Consider the following 22,678-nt stretch of genomic DNA (forward strand, 5'->3'; position numbering starts at 1 on the left):
AAAAGACTGGGAAAGCTCCCAGCCTTTTTGTCAAACAATCTCAACCGTGACGCGCTTGTCCGTTTCCACGGATGCCGCCATCACGACAGTGCGCAGGGCTTTGGCGATCCGTCCTTGCTTGCCGATGATCTTCCCCATATCATCAGGGTGCACCGACAATTCAAAGACGAGAGTGCGCTCTTTGTCCACTGCATTCACACGAACCTCATTCGGATGATCGACGAGAGCTTTAGCGATCGTTTCGACCAGCGCTTTCATCATCAGACCTCCAGATGACCGACTTATTTGCCGTATTTGGTTTCGTGCACTTTTGCGAGAACGCCTTCTTTGGAGAGAAGGTTACGAACGGTATCAGTCGGAGCTGCACCATTCAGGATCCATTGTACCGCTTTTTCGGTATCAATTTTCACCACTGCCGGTTGAGCAACCGGATTGTAGTAACCGATTTCTTCAATGAAACGGCCATCGCGTGGGGAACGGGAGTCAGCTACTACTACACGGTAGAAAGGAGCTTTCTTGGAACCCATGCGTTTCAGACGGATTTTAACTGCCATGTTGTGTCACCTCCTGTATGGATCAACGCGAGATAAACATCTGCGTTGGTGCTACTATATCTGAACCATCGCGCTGTCTGACAAGTCAGCGGCGCGAAGAGATCATGCCTCTTTACTTGAACGGTGGTTTGAAATTGAAGGGGAAGTTCATGCCGCCTTGGTTGTTTCCTCCGCCTTTGCCCATGAACGGCAGTCCGAAGCCGCCTTTTTTCTTCGACTTCTTGACCATCTTGTCGGCGACGCCCGTGAATTGCTTCATCATTTTTTTCATTTCCTCGAACTGCTTGATGAACCGATTCACTTCCTGAATGCTCGTGCCGCTTCCGCTCGCAATGCGCTTGCGGCGGCTGGCGTTCAAGAGATCGGGGTTGGCACGCTCTGCCTTGGTCATGGATTTGGCGATTGCTTCCACGCGGGCAATCTGCTTCTCGTCCACGTTCATTTTACCTTTCATCTTGTTCATTCCGGGCAGCATGCCGAGAATGTCCTCAAAAGGCCCCAAATTGCGCAACTGCTGCATGGAATCCAGGAACATGTCGAAGGTAAATTCCCCTTGACGCATCTGGCGCTCCATGTCGCGCGCTTTTTCTTCATCCACGGACGCCTGCGCCTTTTCGATCAGGCTGAGTACATCACCCATTCCCAAAATGCGGGAAGCCATGCGATCCGGATGGAACGGTTCGAGCGCATCCAGCTTTTCACCCATCGCCGCGAACTTGATCGGCTTGCCAGTGACAGCTTTGACGGATAGTGCCGCACCGCCTCGGGTATCCCCGTCGAGCTTGGTGAGAACCACGCCAGTCAGTTCGAGCTGGCTGTTGAAGCTCTCCGCCACATTGACGGCGTCCTGACCTGTCATCGCGTCCACGACGAGCAAAATCTCATCGGGCTTGGCAACTTCGCGAATTTGCTTCAACTCGTCCATCAACGCTTCATCAATATGCAGGCGACCTGCCGTATCGAGAATCACAACGTCGAGGTGATTGGCTTTCGCGTGTTCAATCGCTTGCCGAGCGATGTCAACAGGACTGACTTGATCTCCGAGAGTGAAGACGGGAACATTCAGTTGCTCCCCCAAAACTTGTAGCTGCTTGATCGCAGCCGGACGGTAAATGTCGGCTGCCACCAGAAGCGGCTTCTTGTTTTGCTTTTGCAAATACTTGGCCAGCTTACCAGTCGTGGTCGTTTTCCCCGCCCCTTGCAAACCCGCCATCATGATGACGGTCGGCGGACGGTGTGCCATCGTCAACTGAGCTACGCTGCCACCCATTAGGGCGACCAGCTCTTCGTTCACGATCTTGATAACCATTTGGCCTGGCGTCAGGCTTTTCATGACTTCCTGGCCGACTGCGCGCTCTTTGACGCGAGCGACGAAGTCTTTTACTACTTTGAAGTTAACATCTGCTTCCAACAGGGCAAGGCGGACTTCCCGCATCGCTTCATTGACGACGGTTTCGTCGATCTTTCCTCTGCCGCGCAGTTTGTCAAATGCGTTTTGCAGCCGATTGGCCAAGCTTTCAAACGCCATGCGAGCCCTCCTAATCCATCTCTGACAGTTGGTGGAGCAAAGTGTTCAGCTCGTCTCTTGTCTCGCCTTCCGCAAGCTCATTCACAAGCTCGCTCATTCGCGCCAGCACTTCCATTCGCTTTTCGTGGCGCTGTGCCAGACGAAGCTTCTGGTCGTATTCGAACAGCTGCTTTTCCGCCCGCTTGATGTGGTCGTAAACAGCCTGTCGACTGACCTCGTGCATCTCGGCAATTTCCCCGAGCGACAAATCATCCAGATAGTAAAGCTCCAGATATTCTCGCTGCTTGCCCTTGAGAAGCGGTGCATAAAAGTCAAACAAGAGATTGACTTGATTGGTCTTTTCCAGCATGAAACCAATCCTTTGCTGTGAGGTACTCGGTTCGAAACTGTAAAGGCTTTTTCTTTACAGCACGTAGATTATAGTACCTAATTCTACACCTAGTGTCAAGGTTTTTTATTGACATCTTTTTTTACGTTCCAGACATTATGATTCTACGCGTTTTCCTGCGTTTCGGCTTCATCTTTTTGGATCAGCCCGGCAAACAGCGCATGCACAAACTGCTCCGGATCGAACGGCTGCAAATCGTCCATTTTCTCGCCAAGGCCGACGTATTTGACCGGAATGTTCAGCTCGTTGCGGATCGCAATGACGATCCCGCCCTTCGCCGTACCGTCGAGCTTGGTAAGGACAAGGCCTGTCACTCCGGCGGACTGGCCGAATGTCTTCGCCTGGGACAAGGCGTTTTGCCCTGTCGTGGCGTCGAGCACGAGCAACACTTCATGCGGCGCGCCAGGAAGTTCGCGCTGTAGCACGCGGTGCACCTTCGCCAGCTCCTCCATCAGATTGACCTTGTTTTGCAGACGTCCGGCTGTATCGCACAAAAGCACGTCGACCTTGCGCGACTTGGCGGCCTGGACGGCGTCGTAAATGACAGCGGCTGGATCGGAGCCTTGCTGCTGCTTGATGACGTCAACGCCGACGCGCTCGCCCCATACCTCCAGCTGCTCGATCGCGGCTGCCCGGAACGTATCGCCTGCGGCCAAGAGCACGTTTTTGCCCTGCTGCTTGAACATGTGCGCCATTTTCCCGATGGTCGTCGTTTTGCCGACCCCGTTGACCCCGACAAACAAAATGACATTCAGGCGTCCGTCCTCGACGTTGAGCGCACTGTCTGCCGCCTCGTCGTTTTTCAGCAGGGCCACCAGCTTCTCCGACAAAATCGGTTGCAGGTCCAGGGCGTTTTCGATTTTTTGCTTGCGCACTTCTCCCCGCAAATCGTCGATCAACTCCATGACGGTGTTGACCCCGACGTCGGACGTAATCAAAATTTCTTCCAGCTCATCAAAGAAATCGTCGTCGATTTTTTTATAGCGGCGGACGAGATCCTCTACTTTTTCCACCAGCAAATCTCGCGTTTTCGCCAGTCCATCCGTAAACTTCTGGGTTACTTCTTCGGATTTTTGGACAATCGCGTCACGAAGTCGCTTGAAAAAGCTCATGTTCATCTTCCTTTGCGGATAATCTTGTCAAAAAGCTCGCATGAAGCCGAGCTTCAGTTGTATTCTCATTTCTATTGCTTTTGGGCACTGACGATGCCGCGGCGAATTACGAGGCGGACTCGACGAATTTGTCGCTGTCCTCCAGCTTGACCGAAACCAGCTTGGACACGCCGCCCTCCTGCATCGTAATCCCGTACAAAACGTCTGCGCTCTCCATCGTGCCTTTGCGGTGCGTCACGCAAATGAACTGCGTCTGGCTGCTGAACTGCTGCATGTATTCGGCAAAGCGGTTGACGTTTGCCTCGTCCAATGCCGCTTCCACCTCGTCGAGCACGCAGAATGGCACGGGCTTGACACGCAGAATGGCAAAGAGCAACGCCATCGCCGTCAGCGCTCGCTCGCCCCCGGAGAGCAGGGCCAGGTTTTGCAGCTTTTTGCCTGGCGGCTGCGCCACGATGTCGATTCCCGTTTCGAGCAAATTGTCCGGGTTGGACAGAAGCAAATTGGCTCGTCCGCCGCCGAACAGCTGCACAAACACGTCGCGGAACTGCTCGGAGATCGCTTCAAACGTTTCCTTGAAGCGGCGCGACATCTCCGTATCCATCTCCTGAATCACCTGATAGAGCATGTCTTTTGCTTCATTCAGATCGGCTTCCTGCGCACTTAAAAACTGCTGGCGCTCATAAAGCCGCTCGTATTCCTCAATCGCTCCGAGGTTGACCGTACCCAGTGCGGCAATTTGCTTTTTGAGTTGGGCGACGATTTGCATCTCCGCTTGCAGTTCCCCGCGCGGCGGGTATTTCTGCTTCGCCAGATCGTAGCTCATTTCGTATTCTTCGGAGAGTTTGTTCAACAGATGATCAAGCTCTACCTCACTGCGGTTGACCTTCACTTCCTCATGATGGAGCTTTTCTTCCAGTGCTTTAACCTCGCGGCGAATTTCTTTTACCTGCACTTCTACCTGCTCCTGCTTGTGGAACAGCGTCGCCCGCTCGTTGCGGCGTTCGGCAATCAGCCCGGCTACGCGCTCCTTGTCCTGACGCAGCTCGGCGATCCGCTGATCGAGCTCAAGCCCGGACGATTCGTTCGTGCGCTCCAGTTCGTCGAGTGCGGCGAGGTTCGCGTTTTGCTCTTCCCATTCGCGCTGGAGCAAGTTTTTTTGTTCGAGCAGGCGCTCCGTCTGCTCCAGGCGGGACTGGTGTTCCTGTTTCACCTGGGCGTTCAGCACTTTTAAGCTGGTAATTTTCTGGTTCATTTCTTCCTTGGATTCCAACTGTTCCTGGCGCTTGGCCTCGGCTTCGGCAATCTGCTCGTTCAGCTTTTGCTCTTCCTGCTCCAGGACGGCCAAGTCCGCTTGAAGCTGCTCCTCTTTGCGCAGCGCTTCTTCCATCTCTTTTTGGTAGGCGGCAATATCTTGCTCTACCAGCTTGGCCCGTTCAGCAAGCGAGCGTCCCTCTGCTTCGGTTTGCTGCAGGAGGCCCTTGACTTCCTGCTCCTTCAACCGCAGCGCTTCGCCTTGCGAGCGGAGCGCTTCCTGTTCTTCTTCCATGCGGCCAAGCTCTGCCGCCAGTTGTTCCATTCGAGTAGTATGTCCAGAAATTGCCTCTTCGATTTCACGCATTTGCGCTTCGAGTTCTTCTGCCTGGCGATTGCGTCCGAGCAGGTTGGCGCTGTTTTTCTTCAAGGCGCCCCCTGTCATCGAACCGCCTGCGTTAACGATGTCGCCTTCGAGCGTCACGACCCGGTAGCGATAGCCGAGCGTGCGGGCGACGCGGTTTGCCTGCTCCAGCTTTTCCGTGACGATGACGTTGCCGAGCATGCTTTCCACAATTGCACGGTACGCTTCCTCAAACGACACCAGCTCGCTGGCGATCCCGACCACACCGCTTTCTTTTGCCAGCAGCTGTCGGTCACTGGCCTGCAAGGTGCGCGGCCGGATGACATCCAGCGGCAAAAAGGTAGCGCGCCCTGCATTGTGCTGCTTCAAGTAAGCAATCGCGGCGCGCCCTGCCGCCTCGTTATCGACGACGACGTTTTGCAGCGCTCCGCCCAGGGCGACCTCGACTGCTGTTTCGTACTGCTGTGGCACGACGACCAGCTCGGCGACCGCGCCGTGGATACCTTTGAAGCCGCGCTCGCGTGCCTTGAGAATTTCTTTTACCCCTTGCTGGAACCCGGCAAATTCAGACTGCATCTCTTTGATGAGGTCGAGGCGGGACTTTGCCGCTTCTCTTTTTTGCTCGGACTGGCGCAGTTCCCGGCGCACCTGTTCCATGCGCGCCTGTCCATCGCGCAGGCCGTCCATTAACTGCTTGTAGCGGTTAACTGTATCCTGAATCGACTGATCGATCTGGGTCAGTTGCTCCTGCAGCTCGGCCATTCTCACCTGGCGCTGCACCTCTTCCAGCTCCAACTGTTCCTTGCCGGCCAGTTGGCGGTCGACGCGCGCCTGCGATGTCTGCACAAGCTGCTGCTGATGGCGGATTTCGTTGCGCAGGTTGGCCATTTCGTTCAGCTTTTCAAAATAATCGCCTTTCAACCGTTCCACATCGTCTGTCAACGACTGCACCATGGAGAAAAACTGCCCTTCAGCCTCCTGCAACGATGCATGGGCTTCCGCCATCCGCCGATCGGCTTCCTTGGCGCGCTCCTGCTCTTCGGCAAGCTCCGCTTCCAGCGCGTGCTGCTTCTCGGTCAGCCTGTGCATCTGCTCCATCGTCTGCTGGCGATTGGCGCTCAAATTGCGCATCCGCTCGCGCAATACTTCGCGCTGGCCTTCTACCTTTTCCGTCTCCTCGCTCACCGTCAAGAGAACGTGTTGCAGTTCCTCGATCGACTGGTCGATTTGCGTGACCGAAAAACGGGCCTGCTCCAGATCGGCTTCGTGCTTGGCCGCTTCCGTCGTCTGCCTCATCAAAAGCTCGCGAAGCTCCTGCACGCGCTGCGTCGCGGCCTCCCATTTGCTGTGGGCCGCCTCGATCTGCTGCACGTACAGCGCGACTTCGTGCTCGACCAGCTTGCGGTGCAGCTCTTTGTACGTCTTCGCCGTCTCTGCCTGCTCCTGCAGCGGTCCGATCTGTTCGGTAATTTCGCTGACGATATCGTGGATGCGGACGAGGTTTTGCTCGGTGTCATCGAGCTTTTTCTCCGCCTCGCGCTTGCGGGTCTTGTACTTGACGATGCCCGCCGCTTCTTCAAAAATGCCGCGGCGATCTTCCGACTTCGTGCTGAGAATTTCTTCGATTTTTCCCTGGCCGATAATGGAGTACGCTTCTTTTCCCAGCCCCGTATCCATGAACAGCTCCATAATGTCCTTCAAGCGGCATGATCTGTTGTTTATGTAATACTCACTGTCACCGGAGCGGTAGACTCTGCGCGTGATGGAAACCTCCGAATATTCCACGTCGAGGGAACGATCCGTATTGTCCAAGGTGAGCGTCACTTCGGCAAAGTTCACTGGCTTGCGCTTGTCGCTGCCCGCGAAAATAATGTCCTCCATCTTCGCTCCGCGCAGCGACTTGGCACTCTGTTCTCCGAGCACCCAGCGGATCGAGTCGGAAACGTTGCTCTTGCCGCTTCCGTTCGGACCGACTACCGCTGTCACTCCTGGTACGAACTCCAATTCCGTCCTGTCGGCAAACGATTTGAATCCTGCCAGCTCCAGGCGTTTCAAATACATACTTACGGTCCTCCTTACCAAACCAACCTAATCTGCCCGTGACGCACGGCCGTCCGCAAGCGGACAAAGAGGCGCACGGCATGAATCGGATGGTACCCGAAAAGAGCCCCTGTATCAGACAGGAGCTACTCCACTGCGAGCCTTCGTGGTCATATCGAAATAAGTGTATCATAGAAAGCTGTCATCACGCAGTATTTTCCCGGCTTTTCCAAGCGGGAACAAAGAAAGCTACACCACCTGCGCCCGCAGATGATGCAGCTCCCTTTTTCCGAGCCTTTATTTCTCCCCCAGCTTTACCAACGCCCGCGCGGCTGCCTGCTGTTCCGCTTCCTTTTTGGAACGGCCCGAGCCAATGCCAAGCGAACGATTGTTCAAAAGCACTTCCGATACGAACTCTCGATTGTGAGCTGGTCCTTTTTCTTCTACAATGCGATACTGGATGTCTCCCAGATTGTCCTGTTGAACAAATTCCTGCAACTGGCTCTTGAAGTCTGTTACCTGGGCAAACTCTCCCTTGTCGATTCTGGGGTAGACGTATTTTTCCATGAAGGAAAATACGGCATCCAGGCCCTGATCCAGATAGAGGGCACCAACAAAAGCTTCAAATACGTCCGCTAGCAAGGCAGGTCGCTGACGTCCGCCAGTCAACTCTTCCCCTTTTCCCAGCAAAACGAGATCGCCAAAATTCAGCAGTTCAGCAAATTTAACCAGAGAAGGCTCACAGACAATCGCTGCCCGCAGCTTCGTCATTTCGCCTTCGCTCATCTTCGGAAAAGTTTTGTATAAAAACTGGGAAACAGTCAACTCAAGCACAGCATCTCCCAAAAACTCCAGCCGTTCGTTGTCTGATATTCGTTTGCCGCGTTGCTCGTTCACGTAGGAAGAATGGGTGAATGCCTGCCGCAGAACGCTCTCATCGTGAAAGCGAAAGCCTATCTTCTCTTGCAGCTGTGCAAAATTCATCACCCTCACCACCATTCCAGGAGACTGCCTACTTTTTCTCTCAGTAGGGCTCATTTATGCTTCGTATCGCTTCAGGATCACCGTTGCATTATGACCGCCGAATCCAAACGTGTTGGAAACAGCCACATGGACGGTCGCCTTGCGCGCATGGTTAGGAACATAGTCGAGATCACATTCCGGATCAGGGTTTTCCAGGTTGATCGTAGGAGGAAGCACCTGATCGCGCAGGGCAAAAGCAGTCGCGATTGCCTCGATGCCGCCTGTCGCTCCGAGCAAGTGGCCTGTCATCGACTTGGTCGAGCTGACAGCCAGCTTGTAAGCGTGTTCGCCAAACACTTCTTTAATCGCCTGCGTCTCGGCGATGTCGCCCTGATCCGTAGAGGTTCCGTGTGCGTTGATGTAGCCCACCTCTGTCGGATCAATGCCTGCGTCACGCAGCGCATTTTTCATGCAGCGCGCAGCCCCTTCGCCACCTGGCGACGGAGAAGTGATGTGATGGGCATCCGCGCTCATGCCGTAGCCGATCACTTCCGCGATGATGTTCGCGCCGCGTTTTTTCGCGTGCTCCAGCTCTTCGAGGATCAGGACGCCCGCCCCTTCGCCCATGACGAAGCCATCGCGGTCTTTGTCAAACGGACGGCTCGCCTTTTGCGGCTCGTCGTTGCGCGTGGACATCGCTTTAGCCGAACAAAAGCCCGCAAACGCCATCGGACGAATTGTCGCTTCTGCACCGCCTGCGATCATCACATCCGCATGATCGAACTGGATCAAACGCAGAGCATCCCCGATTGCGTTTGTCCCTGTCGCACATGCGGTAATCGCGCTGGAAGTCGGTCCTTTTGCTCCGTATTGAATGGATACTGCACCGGAGGCCATGTTGGCAATCAGCATCGGAATGAAGAACGGACTCACGCGGCGTGGCCCTTTTTCCAACAGCACGGAATGCTGCTCTTCCCATGTAGACAGCCCGCCAATTCCGGACCCGATGTATACACCCACTCGTTCCGCATTTTCTGGCGTAATTTCCAGTTTCGCATCCTCTACCGCCATTTTGGCAGCAGCCAATCCAAACTGAACGAATCGGTCTGTACGTCGTATTTCTTTTTTGTCCATGTACAGCTCAGGGTTGAAGTCTTTCACTTCGCCCGCGATCTGCGTCGGATAATCCGTAGCGTCGAAAGCAGTCAGGCGGTCAATGCCTGATTTTCCTTCCAGCAAACTGTTCCAGAAGGTCTGCGCGTCATTTCCCACCGGAGAGACGACACCAACGCCAGTAATCACCACTCTTCGTTTCATTACGATCACCTCTATATGAAAGTCAGCAGTCAGTTTCTTGCGTACACTTCATGCCTAACGTAACTTCCTGGTATGTATTCGGCGGCAATTGAAGGAGAAGTCCCGTATGGTACGGGACTTCCAACTGATGGATCTACTTGTGAGATTCTATGTATTTTACAACCTCACCAACAGAAGTGATCTTTTCAGCATCTTCGTCAGAAATCTCTAAATCAAACTCGTCTTCGAGTTCCATTACGAGTTCCACTACATCCAGGGAGTCAGCGCCCAGGTCTTCTTTGAAAGAAGCTTCCAAAGTAATCTTGGACTCATCTACACCCAGACGATCGACGATGATTTTCTTCACGCGCTCCAATGTATCTGCCATCTTGCTTCACCCCCTCTCCCGTATTATAGTAGATGAGCTTTCAAAAAACCAGTTTACATGTACATGCCGCCATCCACATGCAAAGTTTGGCCTGTCATGTAATTGGCTGCGTCAGAAGCAAGGAACAGAACGACGGACGCAATGTCCTCTGTCTGGCCGAGACGAGCCAGCGGAATCTGGCTGATAAGGCCAGCTTTTACATCCTCCGGCAGCACGGCTGTCATTTCTGTATCAATAAATCCAGGCGCTACCGCGTTCACGGTGATGCCGCGGCTCGCCAGCTCGCGCGCGGCTGTCTTGGTCAGGCCGATGACGCCCGCTTTTGCCGCCACGTAGTTAGCTTGCCCCGCATTGCCGAGCACGCCGACCACGGACGTAATGTTGATGATCTTGCCCGAGCGTTGCTTCATCATCGGACGAGTCGCCGCTTTCAGGCAGTTGAACACGCCTTTCAAGTTGGTGGCAATGACGTCATCCCACTCTTCTTCCTTCATGCGCATCAGCAAATTGTCGCGGGTAATCCCGGCGTTGTTGACGAGAATGTCGATCGAACCGAAATGGTCGAGCGCGGCCTTGAACATATCGCCCACTTCCTCGGCCGAAGAAACGTTGGCGCGAACCATGATCGCATCGCGGCCCAGCTCCTTGACTTTGGCAACGGTCTCGGCTGCTGCGGCTTCGCTTCCTGCGTAGTTCACCACGACATTCGCTCCTGCTTCGGCCAGCTTGAGTGCAATCGCACGGCCAATCCCGCGGGAGGCTCCTGTCACAAGCGCTGTTTTTCCTGTTAGCATAGTACCCCTCCGTTCAAAAGCTCAGTCAAGGATTCCATGTCCTGGACCGAAATGATCGTCGTATCGGCTGGCGCGATTTTTTTAATCAGTCCCGCAAGCACTTTGCCTGGTCCGATCTCCACGAACGTAGTCACGCCCGCTTCGACCATCCACTGTACCGAATCCTCCCACAAAACCGGAGCCGATACTTGCTGCACAAGCTGCTCGACGATCGTTGTCGCTTCGGTAACAGGGCGTGCCGTCACGTTTGCCACGACCGGGACGCTCGCTTCCTGGACTGTGACGCCTGCAAGCACCGCCTGCAATTTGTCTGCGGCTGGCTGCATCAGGCTGGAGTGGAACGGTCCGCTCACGTTCAGCGGGAGCACACGCTTCGCTCCTGCTGCCTTGGCCTTTTCGCCCGCCAGCTTGACGCCTTCGGCCGAGCCGGAGATGACGATCTGCCCCAGGCAGTTCATGTTCGCTGGCTGAACCGGATGCCCGGAAGCGGTTACTTCCTCGCACACGGCTTGCAGGGCTGCGCGCTCCATGTTCAAGACCGCTGCCATCGCGCCCTGGCCTGCCGGAACGGCTTCTTCCATGAATTGGCCGCGTGCCCGAACGACTTTGACCGCATCGGCAAAAGACAGCGCGCCTGCTGCCACCAGCGCCGAATATTCGCCCAGACTGTGGCCCGCCACGAAATCAGGCGTGTAATCCGGCAACTTTTCTTTCAAGGCTGCAAGCACAGCGACGCTCGCCGTCAAAATCGCCGGCTGCGTGTTCGCCGTCAGCTTCAACTCTTCTTCCGGGCCTGCAAAGCACAGACCGGAGAGCGAAAAGCCGAGCGCGGCATCTGCCGTTTCAAAAATGCGGCGGGCTGCTTCCGACTGCTCGGAAAGCGTCTGCCCCATCCCTACGAATTGCGAGCCTTGGCCCGGAAAAACAAATGCTACTTTCCCCACTACTGTCTGCTCCCTTCCGCTGGCGTGGTCGACCATTTCAGAAGCGTTGCTCCCCAGGTCAAGCCCCCGCCGAAACCTACGAGAATGACGTTGTCGCCTTCTTTTACCCGTCCCGCCGCGATCGCTTCGTCCAGCGCAACCGGAATCGACGCAGAAGACATGTTTCCGTAACGGTCGAGGTTGATCGCCACTTTGTCCTCAGACAAGCCGAAGCGTTGCACGGCAGAGTCGATAATCCGCTTGTTCGCCTGGTGCGGCACCAAAAGGTCGATGTTTTCCCGCTCGACTCCCGCTTTGGACAATACCGCTTCTGTTGCGGAGTTCATCACGCGCACCGCGAATTTGAAGACTTCGCCGCCTGCCATCGAGAGATAGTGCAGGTTGTTTTCGACCGACTCGCTCGAAGCCGGGATGCGCGAGCCGCCCGCAGGCAGGCACAGCAACTCTCCGCCTGCGCCGTCTGCGCCAAGCTCAAACGACTGGAAGCCAAAGCCTTCCCGCACTTCGCCGATTACCGCCGCACCTGCGCCATCCCCGAACAGCACACATGTGTTGCGGTCTTTGTAGTTCGTAATTTTGGACAGCGTCTCTACCCCGACGACCAGCACGTATTTGTAAAGTCCGTTGGCAATGAACTGCGCCGCTGTCGTGATGCCGTACAAAAAGCCTGTGCAGGCAGCCGATACGTCAAGCGCCGCTGCACGTTTTGCTCCCAGCTTTTCCTGCAGGATGCAGGCAGTCGACGGGAACATCATATCAGGCGTCACTGTTGCCACGATAATCATGTCGAGCTGCTCTGCGCTGATGTTGGCTCGCTCCAGCGCTTTTTTCGCAGCTTCATAAGCAAGATCGGAGGAAGCTTGCTCAGCCGAGCAAATGCGACGTTCCCGGATTCCGGTGCGGGAAACAATCCACTCATCTGTCGTTTCCACCATTTTTTCCAGATCGAAGTTGCTAAGCACTCTGTCAGGTGTATAGGAACCTGTAGCCAAAATGCCTACTGAACGCTTTTTGTCCATCTGCCTCACTCGCTTTCTCCCGTTATATTTTTCTGTAGCGCCTGCGCAATGACTTCGTTTACATCTTGCCGCACGAAGCGGGCTGCGCTGGCAATCGCGTTTTTCATCGCTCGCTCGTCAGAGGAGCCGTGTGCCTTGATGACAGGACTTTTCAGGCCCAACAACGGCGCTCCCCCGTATTCCGCATAGTCCATTTTGTTCTTGAAGCGCACGAGTCCCGGCTTTAAAATGGCCGCTCCTACTTTATTAATCAGACTGGAAGTAAACTCCTGCTTCAACAGCGAAAAGATTGTGGAGGCCGCGCCCTCTACCGCTTTCAGCAGCACGTTGCCGACAAAGCCGTCGCAAACGAGCACATCGCATGCCCCTTGCATGACGTCACGCGCTTCCACGTTGCCGACAAAATTCAGGTCTGCCTGGGACAGAAGAGGGAAGACGGCTTTGGTCAGCTCGTTTCCTTTTCCTTCCTCTGTCCCTACGTTGAGGAGTCCCACTTTCGGATTTTCAAAGCCCAGCACTTTTTCTGCGTACAGACTGCCCATTACCGCATATTGCAGCAGGTGATGCGGCTTCGCATCCATGTTGGCGCCGACGTCGAGCGTAAGCGTGACGCGGCCCAGTACATTCGGGATAAAGGCGGCCAGAGCGGGACGTTCAATCCCCTCCATGCGGCCTGCATAGAGCAACCCCGCCGTCATGAGCGCACCTGTATTACCTGCAGAGATCGCTGCATCCACGATTTTTTCGCGTGCCATCTCGACTGCTACGACAAGCGAAGAATTTTTCTTGCGACGTACAGCTCGAACCGGTTCATCATCTGGCAAAATCACTTCCGTAGTAGGAACGATCTCGATGTTTGCCGGCAAGTCTTGCGGCAAGTGGTTCCGAATGGCCTGTTCATCTCCCACCAGTACAACGGTAATGGCCGGGTTTTCCTTGATGGCAGCAAGCGCCCCTAAAACTGTACTTCGCGGTGCGTTATCGCCGCCCATCGCATCAACTGCAATTCGCAACCGTGTCTCCTCCTTACCTCTCATCCATGCCGATTTTGTGTCCCTGACATTTCTACAACCCGAAACGTCGCGGTAAAGACCAATTCTCCCTGAACCTTGGTCTCAACGCGCACTTTGCACTCGTCTCCATCCCGGCTGCGCACCACTGCTTTTGCCACCAGCTTTTCGCCGATGCGCACAGGCCGCACGAAGCGGATTCGGGCGGTTGCGGTCAACGCCACATCTGCATTAATGACTGCTACTGCCAACGAGTTGGCCTGGGCAAAAATATAGTGCCCCCTGGCAATCTGCGTCTTCGAAAAAACATGCTCTTCTTTTATTTCCAGTACGGAAATGGCTTGGGAATCGAGCTGCAAGTCGATGATCTCGCCGATTACTTCGTCGATCCCCAGCGATTTTACGGGATCGAGACTCTTTTCGGCAACCGATTTGATCCGCTCGCGCAGCTCGGGAATCCCAAGCTCCAATCGGTCTAAACGTATCGTTTGAATGCTGACATGAAATAGCTCAGCCAAATCTTCGTCCGTCGCAAATGGATTATCCGCCAGCGACTGCACCAAGCGCGTCTGGCGATCTTTTTTTGGCAAGCGGGCGATGCGAAACACCCCCCTAGCAATATTCTCATTCGGATATGTATGATTGCGAGCTGTTTTTAATACCAGGTACCAAAACAGTATAAGGGAGAACGTCGGCAATTACAAGTAAAGTTCTTGAAAATGTGGCTCTCACTCGCGGTACATCAGCCGAATGATTTCCTCGATCCCGGGTTCCTTCATTTGGATGTCCAGCGGCTCGCCCCAGTTCGCGACTGCGGCGAGAATGCGCGGCGAAGAAATTTTGCCTTTGTCAAAATGAATGGACAACACATTGCCTGCAAGCTCCATCCGCTCAATCCCCGGCAGTTCCGCCTCCAGGTGCGGGGGCTGGCGATATTCGACCTGAATCAAGCTGGGCAGGCCAATTTGGCGGCGCATGTCGTCCAGGCTCGTATCCATCATCTTTTTCCCGTGATTGATGACGATAATCCGCTTGCACAACTGCTCAATATCGTCCATGTCGTGCGTCGTGAGCAAAATCGTCTTTTTTTGCGTCTCGTTGACTTCTTTCAAAAACGCGCGAATCCGCGTCTTCGCAACCACGTCCAGGCCGATTGTCGGCTCATCCAGGAACAAAACGGGCGGATCGTGCAAAAGGGCCGCAGCGAGGTCCGCTCTCATTCGCTGTCCCAAAGACAACTTGCGCACAGGCGTGTCCAAAAACTCGTGCAAGTCCAAAAGCTCCTGGTACATCGCCATCGCGCGCCGATAGGCCCGGTCGTCGATCTTGTACATCGCCTGTAAAATTTCAAACGAGTCTTTGACAGGCAAGTCCCACCACAACTGTGTACGCTGTCCGAACACGACGCCGATGCGCGAAGCGACCTGGATTCTGTCTTTTTGCGGACTGTAGCCGTCAATGCGAATTTCCCCCTGACTCGGATGCAAAATGCCGGAGAGCATCTTGATCGTGGTCGATTTCCCCGCGCCGTTCGGACCGATGTAGCCGACGAACTCCCCCGCCTCGATTGAAAAGGAAATGTCGTCCACCGCCTTGACTTCGCGCTGCTCGCGGGAAAACAGGGAACGCAGCGAAGCGAACGGACCTTCTTTGGGCGGAGTCAGAAAAAACGATTTGCTGATATGTGCTGTTTCAATCATGTTACAACCTCCTTAGCTTCCCGTACTGTGATAGTGCCGAATCCCCGTATTCCAGAAGGCTCTCGCCAATAGCAGCGCCACTGTCGCCGCGACGGGTGCTGCAAGCGGGTAGTACCAGCCGCCCCCTTTTCCAAGCAAGGTCAGCATTGGCAAGTAGTTCATGTAGGCGATCGGGAGCGCCGAGAAAAACAGCCACTTCAGCCAGCCCGGATAGAGCGAGATTGGATAGTTGGAGGCATTGGCCGGAGCGTAAATGGTGAAGGTCAGCATGTCTTTCATTTGGTGCGTCCAAAAAGACAGCGCCGCCGAGGCCAAGGCCATGGAAAAATAAATGACGCCGCCCGACATGATCGCCACAGGCGAAAACAGGGCGAGCCACCCAATCGGTCTGCCCTCTGCCGCAAGCCCGGCGAGCGCGACAACCAGCACCGCCACTCCCTGCACCACCCCGCCAATGCGCGAAAGGTCCAGATTGCGCGTGAGCAGAAGCATCAGCGGGGAGACGGGACGAATCAGCATCTGGTCGAACTCGCCGTGCACCACGTACTTTTCAAATTCGTGCAATTCTGGCGCAAACAGCCGATACAACGATACGGATGTCGACGAGATGCCGTACAGCATGCCGACCTCATAAATGTTCCAGCCCGCCACGTTGTCAAAGCGGTGTAAAATGGCGGAAAGAACGACGAAATCAAGCACCATAATCATCCCGGTCGTAGCCGCGCTGGTGATGAAATTCATTTTGTACTGCATTTGCGCGCGAATGCTGGCTGCGATTAGTTTTCGATAAAGTCCAAGCACCTCTCTACCCTCCTTGAATCTCCAGTTTTCTTCTCGCTCGCCCGGTCGCCAACAGCGCGATCGCCGTCAGCGCTACCGCCCAAAAAACTTGAACGGCTATCCCGTGCGCCGGAGCCAGTTCCAGCCAGGTCATGACCGGATAGTAAATCATCGCGGCAAAAGGCAAGAACGGAGCGACTTCCCCAAGGATGCCAGGCAACAGATCGACAGGAATCATCTGTCCGCCAAAGCCGAACAGTAGCGACATCAAAATAAGGTGCAACCAACGCACCTCTGTCGTCCAAAAGGAAGAGATCCCGACCAGATAAAACAGGAGCATGGCGATGTACACCGCGAGCAACAGCGAGAGCGGAAACAGGAGATAAGTAAGCGGGTGGGAAGGAACGTAGAAGCCGACTGCAAGCCCGAGCAAAATGCCGATTGGTAGACTGCGATAACAGGCGTTGTAGAGCAGCCTGCCAAACTCCTGGCTCAAGGTGTACCACAAATAGTGGACGGGCTTAATCATGTCCAGGCTTACCGCCCCGCTGCGAACGCCCAGTTGGACATGGAGGCCTGGAGACAAAAACGCCGTGACCCAGAGCACACTTTGGCAAATTGCGATGTAATGGGCCATGGTCGTGGCATCGTACGGACCGTGTACTTGCTTGCCACGCAAAACCCCCATCCAGATGGCAATAAAAACAAGCCCGAAAACCGCGCTCGCCACATTGTTGACCAGATGAGAGAGACGATACTGAAGATTGCGACGATAGCTTTTGCGAATCAGCCGCCAGTAGACCATAAATTCCTCCTCGTGGAAAAGTCAGGATTTTTAGGATAGCAGGCCGTCTTTGTCCTTGCAAGCAAAAAAGAGAAGATTCTTCCCGCAAGAAGAACCTTCCCTGATAAATCCACCTGCTGTCACGCGGGGCTTCCCTTCACGCCAGCCAGGTGAAATCTATCCGCTCTTTGAAAAATCGTCGCCTACTCGTTTGCGACTATGACTTCCACTTCGTTTTTTTCCAGCGCCTCTGCCATCTCCCGCCCAGGCTGGCGGTCTGTCACGATCATGTCGATTCGCTCCAGGCTGGCTACGCGGTACAGCATGCTCTTCCCGAACTTGGTATGGTCGGCGAGAATGATGACCTGATCGGCCCGCTGAATCATTTCCCGAATGAGATAGCCGTGATCTTCATTCGTCGAGACGAGGCCGCTCGTCGTGAGTCCGCATGCGCCAACCAGCACCTTGTCTACATGGTAATCCGCCAAGTTTTCAATGGTACGGGTGCCGTGCACGCACTGATCCTCCGGGTTGACGTCCCCGCCGAGCAGCTTCACAAGCACGCCATCCTTGCGCGCCACACTGGAGGCTGTCGCGAGCGAGTTCGTGATGATGACATGGTCTTTCGTCTGCAGCGATTCTACCGTCAGTTGCACGGTCGTCGACGCGTCGAGCAGCAAATAATCGCCGTCTTTTATCAGGCGGGCTGCTGCCTGCGCAATCCGGCGCTTGCCCGACAGGTCGAGCTGCATCCGCTCCTGATGCGAATAGCTTTTTTTGCTCAAGCTGGGCAAAATCGCTCCGCCGCGCGTGCGCAAAATCTCGCCCTGCTCCTCCAGCTTGACGATGTCACGCCTCGCTGTGTCGCGGGAGACGGAGAACTTTTCCACGACCTCCTGCACGCTGATGCGCTGGTGCTCTTGCAAATACTGCAAGATCGCGGCCAAACGTTCCTCTTGGTACATCACGATTTCACTCCATCCTCAGCCTTTCTCCTTCATTGTAAGTCATTTGCACATTTTAAGCAATATATGTAAGTATTAATAAGTAATGATAAGCGAAATGAGCGCACAAAAAAAGCAAGGTGATTGCTCACCTCACTTTTTACGCAGCAAAGCTTACTTTGCCACTTTCACACCTTTGTAGTGACCGCAGCTTGGGCAAACACGATGCGCAAGCTTGTATTCGCTGCAATTATCGCATTTGATCATGCCTGGAATCTCTAATTTGAAGTGCGTACGACGCATTCTTTTACGGGTTTTGGAAGTTCTCCGTTGAGGTACTGCCATCTTCCTTACACCTCCTTCAACTGACAAATGCTAAGATGCTCTATTGGGTGGATAGTATAGGCAAAATGCTTATGCCATCCTTCAAAAATGAGACGCTGCATCCGAAGACCGGCGCCTCACCTTGAAAACGGTAGAATACTACTTGCTGTCCTTGAAAAAGTCCGCCAACCCGGCCAAGCGCGGGTCGATCCGCTCATTCTTGCAGCTACATGCCACTTCGTTGCGGTTCACTCCGCAAGTCGGGCACAATCCTTTGCAGTCTTCCTCGCACAACGGGAAGGTCGGCATCGCAAGCAAAAAGTCCTCTTGCAACAGAGCGGTCAGCTCGATTTCGTCGCCCTCCAGCGGCAGGATATCGCTGTCTTCGTCCTCGCCCAGCACCGGATCATCCGCTAGTGCAAAGGTTTCGGAGAAGTCGACTGCTGCGTGATGGGTAAAAGGATTCAGGCACCGGGCGCACACAAAATCGACATCCGCCTTCATGCTGCCTTTTACATAGTAGAGATTGCCGAGCTGTACAGCCTCGCCCTCTGCGTTCACAGGCGTAATCCCGCGAATTTCCTGATGGCGATTTTTCAGCTCCGCTGCGTCGAGCGTCAACTGAAACGGCAATGGCTCTCCTTTTCGGTGTTCCAACTCTGCTAACTTAATGTTCATAGCACTTCACCTCATGCACAACAAGGATGATTATAGCCCGTGCAAAAAGCTTTGTCAACCATTTTTCCTTGACAGCTTGTTTGCTCAGGAAGATTTCGGTTTTCGTCCATCCAGATACGCAATGGCATCCGCAACATTTTTGACAGGAACGATCTGCATGGAGGTTCCGATCCGTTTGGCGGTAGCCAGGGCTTCCTGATAATTGGAGGTTGCATCAGGCGTATCCTGAGGCGCGAAGAAAATCTCCGCCCCCGCCTTGTCGGCTGCGATGACCTTGTGATTGATCCCGCCGATTCGGCCTACTGTCCCATCCAATGAAATGGTGCCTGTACCGGCAATTTTATAGCCTTTTGTCAAATCTTTCGCCGTATCGAGCTGATCCAAAATTTCCAGCGCCATCATCAGTCCGGCAGACGGGCCGCCAATGCCCTGCGACGCGATGGTCACTTTTTTCGGTATGACGATCTGCTGCTTGTTGTCAGGACGCACTCCGATCCCGACGGACTTTGACTCCGGCAGTGGTACCAAGGTTACCACCGTTTTGGCTTCTTGTCCATCTCTCGTGTATGTAATTTCCACCTGATCGCCGGCCTTTTTGCTTGCGAGAGCTTGCAGCAGGTCTTTGGCTTCGGCGGTGCGAACGCCGTCGACAGCCGTGATGATGTCGCCGATCTTCAGCACTTTTTTGGCAGGCAGGCCGTCCAGCGTCCCCATCACCCAGACGCCTTCCTTCTCGACCTTCACCTCGTAGCCTGCCAGGCGGAAAGCTACGGCCTCGGCGATCTTTTGCGAATTGTCCATCACCGCCTGCTCGCGGCGGACGAAGTCTTCGTTGTCCTCGCCTTTGCTTACGACCAGCTCCTTTGGCATCAATTCCGCATCGGGAGACAGGTTGGCGTAGACGTACCAGGCCAGATTGGCCTCGCCCATCCGCACGGTGGTGAGCATGAACGCGCCTGTCTCGTCCTTTTTGCCGCCCTCCACATCAATCATCGGCCCCAGCTCAATCGCCGAACCTGGCCGGGTCACGTAGTAATTTGTCGGGATAAAAAAAGAAAGTCCTACCAGTGCAACGATCAAGGCAAGAACCCAGCTAAAGCCTCTGCCCGCTCTTGATCTGCGTCTTTGTCCATAAAGCTGTTCCTCGCTCATCCGCTTTCCTCCCAGTTCGCAATCAGTTGCTGGATGCGCTCTGCCTGTGCTGCACCCTCGCGTTCGCCCAGCTCGATAATTTCCTCCACGCCAGAGTAGGCGATACTGCTATAGTGTCCAACATCCGGGCGGATTACGATGTCTGCCGCGATGATCCGATGGCGCAAAATTTCTCGTTCCATGACATCGATCGTCTGCGCGATGACATCAAAAATGCTGCTCACTTTCATCGGCGTATCGACCTGCGCGACATCGACGGCAATGACGATGTCTGCTCCCATGTCTTTTAACACCGTCACCGGCACGCGGTCGATGACTCCTCCGTCGACGAGAAGCCGCCCGCCTACCTTTTCCGGAACGAAAATGCCCGGAATGGAAATGCTCGCCCTGACCGCCTGATCGATCGGCCCTTCGCGAAAAACGACCCGCTCACCCGATTCGATATCTGTCGCCACGATCGCCAGTGGCTTTTGCAGCTCCTCCATCCGCTTGCCGTGGGTGAGCAGTTTAATCAGTTGCTTGATTTTTTCTCCCGCCACAAAACCCATGCTCGGTACAGTCAAGTCAAGCCAGTGCTTGCGCTTGAGGTTTTGCGCCAGTTTTCCCATCATGTGCGGCTCGATCCCGTTCGCATACACCGCCGCGATCAAACTTCCCATGCTGCTTCCCGCGAGCATGTCGATCTCGACACCGTGCGCCTCCAATGCTTTCAAGACGCCAATGTGCGCAAAACCGCGGGCTCCGCCTGAGCCTAGCGCCACTCCCACGATTGGCTTTCGCTTCGCCGTCATGCAAACACCTCCTGTAACAGCCTATGTGGCCACTCCCCGTTCCTTTCACACTGGAAAGATACAAGCTCACGCATAGATCATCCCGCTGCCACGTAGACATGTACTATGATCTTTTCGTCGACACAGGAGGATTCCATGTCACGCCACTCACCGATTTTCACCCTGTTGCTTGCCCTCTCGACTGTCGCGCTCGTCCTGACTTTGGTGATTTATTCGCAAATTTCGTTTGAAGCTGCCGTCCGCGGACTCAAAATCTGGTGGGAAGTCGTCTTTCCCTCTACCCTCCCGTTTATCGTCCTCTCCGAAGTATTGATGGGACTGGGCGTGGTCCACTTTGTCGGCGTGCTGCTCGAACCGTTGATGCGCCCTTTGTTCAACGTCCCCGGCACAGGCGGCTTCGTGCTCGCCATGGGCTTTTCCTCGGGGTATCCGGTGGCCGCCAAGCTGACGACCCGCTTGCGCCAGCAGGGCAGCGTGTCGAAAGCCGAAGGAGAGCGGCTCGTATCGTTTACGACGACGGGCGATCCGCTGTTTGTCATGGGAGCGGTCGCCATCGGCTTTTTTCACAGCGAACAAATGGGGATCGTTCTGGCCTTGACCCACTATTTGTCGGCAATCATCATGGGGCTTGTTTCCCGCTTCCACGCTCCGTTTGCCGCCGTCTCGAAGCCATTGGAAAAAACGAGCCTGCCGCTGCCGCTTCGGGCGCTGCAAGCGATGCACCGCGCGCGAATCCGCGACGGGCGGCCGTTCGGCAAGCTGATGGGCGATGCCGTGCAGTCCGCGCTGAACACGCTGTTCATGATCGGCGGCTTTATCATCGTCTTTTCCGTCTTGATCCAACTGTTTGCCGCCATTCACCTGACGCAGATGATTAGCACGCTGCTCGCCATCTTTCTCGGCCCCTTCGGCTTTCCGCCTGCCTTTTCCCAGGCGATCATCGCCGGGCTGTTCGAGGTCACGCTGGGCGCGCAAGCAGCCAGCGTCGTACCTGACGGCGTCTCCATGGTCTGGAAGGCGGCCATCGCCAGCGCCGTGCTTTCCTGGGGCGGCCTGAGCGTCCATGCGCAAGTGGCGAGCATTCTCAGCGAAACCGATATTCGCGTAGCGCCTTATTTCATCGCCCGTGCCCTGCACGCCGTGTTGGCGGCGATTTTGACGTTTGTCTTCTGGCAGCCGCTGGTCAAGGTCAGTACGTGGTTTCTGGAAAAAAGCGTTCCCGTCTTCACGCCGACCACAGCGGGAATCCCCGTTACGAGTTGGTGGGAGACGATCGCTTTTTCCGGCACGCTCGCAGTCGGCGTAGCTGTCCTGCTGCTTGCGATCAGCTTGCTGGCCCGCTATGTTCTAAGCGGCAAGACGAGATAAACGGCTTCTTTCCCGTTTACAACTGGGCCATTTTTCGCTTGAGCGCCTCTTCGACGGCTGGCGGCACGAGATCGGCAACACTCGCCTTGTATCTCGCCACTTCCTTCACGATGCTGGAGCTTAAATACGAGTACTGGTTGCTGGTCATCATGAAAAACGTCTCGATCTGGTCGTCGAGCTTCTTGTTGATCGAGGCAACCTGCATCTCGTATTCAAAGTCGGAGACGGCGCGCAGACCGCGAATGATGACTTTGGCTCCGCGCCTGTTCATGTAGTCGATCAACAGACCGTCAAACGAGTCGATCTCCACATTGTCCATGTCCGCTGTCACCTGGCGAAGCATCTCGACGCGCTCGTCCACGCTGAACAGGGAATTTTTTTTGGAATTAATCAAAACGGCTACGATTACTTTGTCAAACACCTTGGCCCCCCGACTGATAATATCGAGATGTCCGTAGGTCACAGGGTCAAAGCTTCCCGAGCAAACGGCGATCGCCATTTTG

General features: G+C 54.9%; 24 protein-coding genes. 1 reads left to right on the top strand and 23 read right to left on the bottom strand.

The window, feature by feature from the left end; all coding sequences use genetic code 11:
- Nucleotides 1–30: 30 nt before the first annotated feature.
- From AC27IT_RS02775 to AC27IT_RS02880, 22 genes are all read right to left on the bottom strand, one after another.
- Nucleotides 31–258: a KH domain-containing protein gene (locus AC27IT_RS02775; RefSeq protein WP_005834320.1), complete on the bottom strand. Its 228-nt coding sequence runs from the start codon at nucleotides 256–258 to the stop codon at nucleotides 31–33.
- 23 nt (nucleotides 259–281) lie between these two features.
- Nucleotides 282–554 carry a 30S ribosomal protein S16 gene (gene rpsP / locus AC27IT_RS02780; RefSeq protein WP_005834322.1) on the bottom strand — a complete coding sequence of 91 codons (273 nt, stop codon included), beginning with the start codon at nucleotides 552–554 and terminating at the stop codon, nucleotides 282–284.
- A 112-nt stretch (nucleotides 555–666) separates the two neighbouring features.
- A complete protein-coding gene (gene ffh / locus AC27IT_RS02785) occupies nucleotides 667–2,082 on the bottom strand; it encodes a signal recognition particle protein (protein ID WP_007777724.1) in 1,416 nt (471 codons plus the stop codon).
- 10 nt (nucleotides 2,083–2,092) lie between these two features.
- The gene (locus AC27IT_RS02790) at nucleotides 2,093–2,431 is read right to left on the bottom strand and encodes a putative DNA-binding protein (protein ID WP_122905724.1); all 339 of its coding nucleotides are present in this window, start codon (nucleotides 2,429–2,431) and stop codon (nucleotides 2,093–2,095) included.
- A 143-nt stretch (nucleotides 2,432–2,574) separates the two neighbouring features.
- Nucleotides 2,575–3,582 (bottom strand): signal recognition particle-docking protein FtsY, encoded by a 1,008-nt coding sequence (gene ftsY, locus AC27IT_RS02795; RefSeq protein WP_432774264.1) that lies wholly within the window; start codon nucleotides 3,580–3,582, stop codon nucleotides 2,575–2,577.
- Nucleotides 3,583–3,688: 106 nt separating this feature from the next.
- Nucleotides 3,689–7,261, bottom strand: coding sequence for a chromosome segregation protein SMC (gene smc, locus AC27IT_RS02800; protein ID WP_487091569.1), 3,573 nt, complete (start codon nucleotides 7,259–7,261; stop codon nucleotides 3,689–3,691).
- 276 nt (nucleotides 7,262–7,537) lie between these two features.
- Complete coding sequence (gene rnc / locus AC27IT_RS02805; RefSeq protein WP_005834331.1) at nucleotides 7,538–8,224, bottom strand: ribonuclease III; 687 nt, start codon at nucleotides 8,222–8,224, stop codon at nucleotides 7,538–7,540.
- A gap of 54 nt (nucleotides 8,225–8,278) precedes the next feature.
- On the bottom strand, nucleotides 8,279–9,520 hold the full coding sequence (gene fabF, locus AC27IT_RS02810) for a beta-ketoacyl-ACP synthase II (protein ID WP_005834333.1): 1,242 nt from the start codon (nucleotides 9,518–9,520) through the stop codon (nucleotides 8,279–8,281).
- A 133-nt stretch (nucleotides 9,521–9,653) separates the two neighbouring features.
- Complete coding sequence (acpP, locus tag AC27IT_RS02815; protein WP_005834336.1) at nucleotides 9,654–9,887, bottom strand: acyl carrier protein; 234 nt, start codon at nucleotides 9,885–9,887, stop codon at nucleotides 9,654–9,656.
- Between the two features lie 53 nt (nucleotides 9,888–9,940).
- On the bottom strand, nucleotides 9,941–10,681 hold the full coding sequence (gene fabG, locus AC27IT_RS02820) for a 3-oxoacyl-[acyl-carrier-protein] reductase (RefSeq protein ID WP_005834339.1): 741 nt from the start codon (nucleotides 10,679–10,681) through the stop codon (nucleotides 9,941–9,943).
- Nucleotides 10,675–11,625: an ACP S-malonyltransferase gene (gene fabD, locus AC27IT_RS02825; protein WP_487091570.1), complete on the bottom strand. Its 951-nt coding sequence runs from the start codon at nucleotides 11,623–11,625 to the stop codon at nucleotides 10,675–10,677. Before fabD ends, fabG begins: the two co-directional genes overlap by 7 nt.
- Nucleotides 11,625–12,644 carry a beta-ketoacyl-ACP synthase III gene (locus AC27IT_RS02830; protein WP_197186851.1) on the bottom strand — a complete coding sequence of 340 codons (1,020 nt, stop codon included), beginning with the start codon at nucleotides 12,642–12,644 and terminating at the stop codon, nucleotides 11,625–11,627. Before AC27IT_RS02830 ends, fabD begins: the two co-directional genes overlap by 1 nt.
- Before the next feature lie 5 nt (nucleotides 12,645–12,649).
- Entirely contained in the window at nucleotides 12,650–13,657 is a 1,008-nt protein-coding gene (gene plsX / locus AC27IT_RS02835) for a phosphate acyltransferase PlsX (RefSeq protein ID WP_005834344.1), read from the bottom strand.
- 20 nt (nucleotides 13,658–13,677) lie between these two features.
- Nucleotides 13,678–14,262 carry a transcription factor FapR gene (gene fapR / locus AC27IT_RS02840; RefSeq protein WP_327944371.1) on the bottom strand — a complete coding sequence of 195 codons (585 nt, stop codon included), beginning with the start codon at nucleotides 14,260–14,262 and terminating at the stop codon, nucleotides 13,678–13,680.
- Nucleotides 14,263–14,382: 120 nt separating this feature from the next.
- Nucleotides 14,383–15,354 carry an ABC transporter ATP-binding protein gene (locus tag AC27IT_RS02845; RefSeq protein ID WP_005834347.1) on the bottom strand — a complete coding sequence of 324 codons (972 nt, stop codon included), beginning with the start codon at nucleotides 15,352–15,354 and terminating at the stop codon, nucleotides 14,383–14,385.
- Between the two features lie 12 nt (nucleotides 15,355–15,366).
- Nucleotides 15,367–16,155: an ABC transporter permease gene (locus AC27IT_RS02850; protein ID WP_005834350.1), complete on the bottom strand. Its 789-nt coding sequence runs from the start codon at nucleotides 16,153–16,155 to the stop codon at nucleotides 15,367–15,369.
- A gap of 4 nt (nucleotides 16,156–16,159) precedes the next feature.
- Nucleotides 16,160–16,939, bottom strand: a complete 780-nt coding sequence (locus AC27IT_RS02855; protein ID WP_005834352.1) for an ABC transporter permease — start codon at nucleotides 16,937–16,939, stop codon at nucleotides 16,160–16,162.
- Nucleotides 16,940–17,121: 182 nt separating this feature from the next.
- Nucleotides 17,122–17,883 carry a DeoR/GlpR family DNA-binding transcription regulator gene (locus AC27IT_RS02860; RefSeq protein WP_197186724.1) on the bottom strand — a complete coding sequence of 254 codons (762 nt, stop codon included), beginning with the start codon at nucleotides 17,881–17,883 and terminating at the stop codon, nucleotides 17,122–17,124.
- A gap of 153 nt (nucleotides 17,884–18,036) precedes the next feature.
- The gene (gene rpmF / locus AC27IT_RS02865) at nucleotides 18,037–18,207 is read right to left on the bottom strand and encodes a 50S ribosomal protein L32 (protein WP_005834357.1); all 171 of its coding nucleotides are present in this window, start codon (nucleotides 18,205–18,207) and stop codon (nucleotides 18,037–18,039) included.
- 138 nt (nucleotides 18,208–18,345) lie between these two features.
- Nucleotides 18,346–18,864 (bottom strand): YceD family protein, encoded by a 519-nt coding sequence (locus tag AC27IT_RS02870; RefSeq protein ID WP_005834359.1) that lies wholly within the window; start codon nucleotides 18,862–18,864, stop codon nucleotides 18,346–18,348.
- 84 nt (nucleotides 18,865–18,948) lie between these two features.
- Nucleotides 18,949–20,016 (bottom strand): SepM family pheromone-processing serine protease, encoded by a 1,068-nt coding sequence (locus AC27IT_RS02875; protein ID WP_026557333.1) that lies wholly within the window; start codon nucleotides 20,014–20,016, stop codon nucleotides 18,949–18,951.
- Nucleotides 20,013–20,807 (bottom strand): patatin-like phospholipase family protein, encoded by a 795-nt coding sequence (locus AC27IT_RS02880; protein WP_005834363.1) that lies wholly within the window; start codon nucleotides 20,805–20,807, stop codon nucleotides 20,013–20,015. Before AC27IT_RS02880 ends, AC27IT_RS02875 begins: the two co-directional genes overlap by 4 nt.
- A 135-nt stretch (nucleotides 20,808–20,942) precedes the next feature.
- Here AC27IT_RS02880 and ylbJ point away from each other — a divergent pair, with 135 nt between their 5' ends.
- A complete protein-coding gene (ylbJ, locus tag AC27IT_RS02885; protein ID WP_487091571.1) occupies nucleotides 20,943–22,175 on the top strand; it encodes a sporulation integral membrane protein YlbJ in 1,233 nt (410 codons plus the stop codon).
- A gap of 16 nt (nucleotides 22,176–22,191) precedes the next feature.
- Here ylbJ and coaD read toward each other — a convergent pair whose 3' ends face one another.
- Entirely contained in the window at nucleotides 22,192–22,674 is a 483-nt protein-coding gene (gene coaD, locus AC27IT_RS02890) for a pantetheine-phosphate adenylyltransferase (RefSeq protein WP_005834369.1), read from the bottom strand.
- Nucleotides 22,675–22,678 lie beyond the last annotated feature (4 nt).

This window comes from Brevibacillus sp. YAE8 (assembly GCF_057543335.1).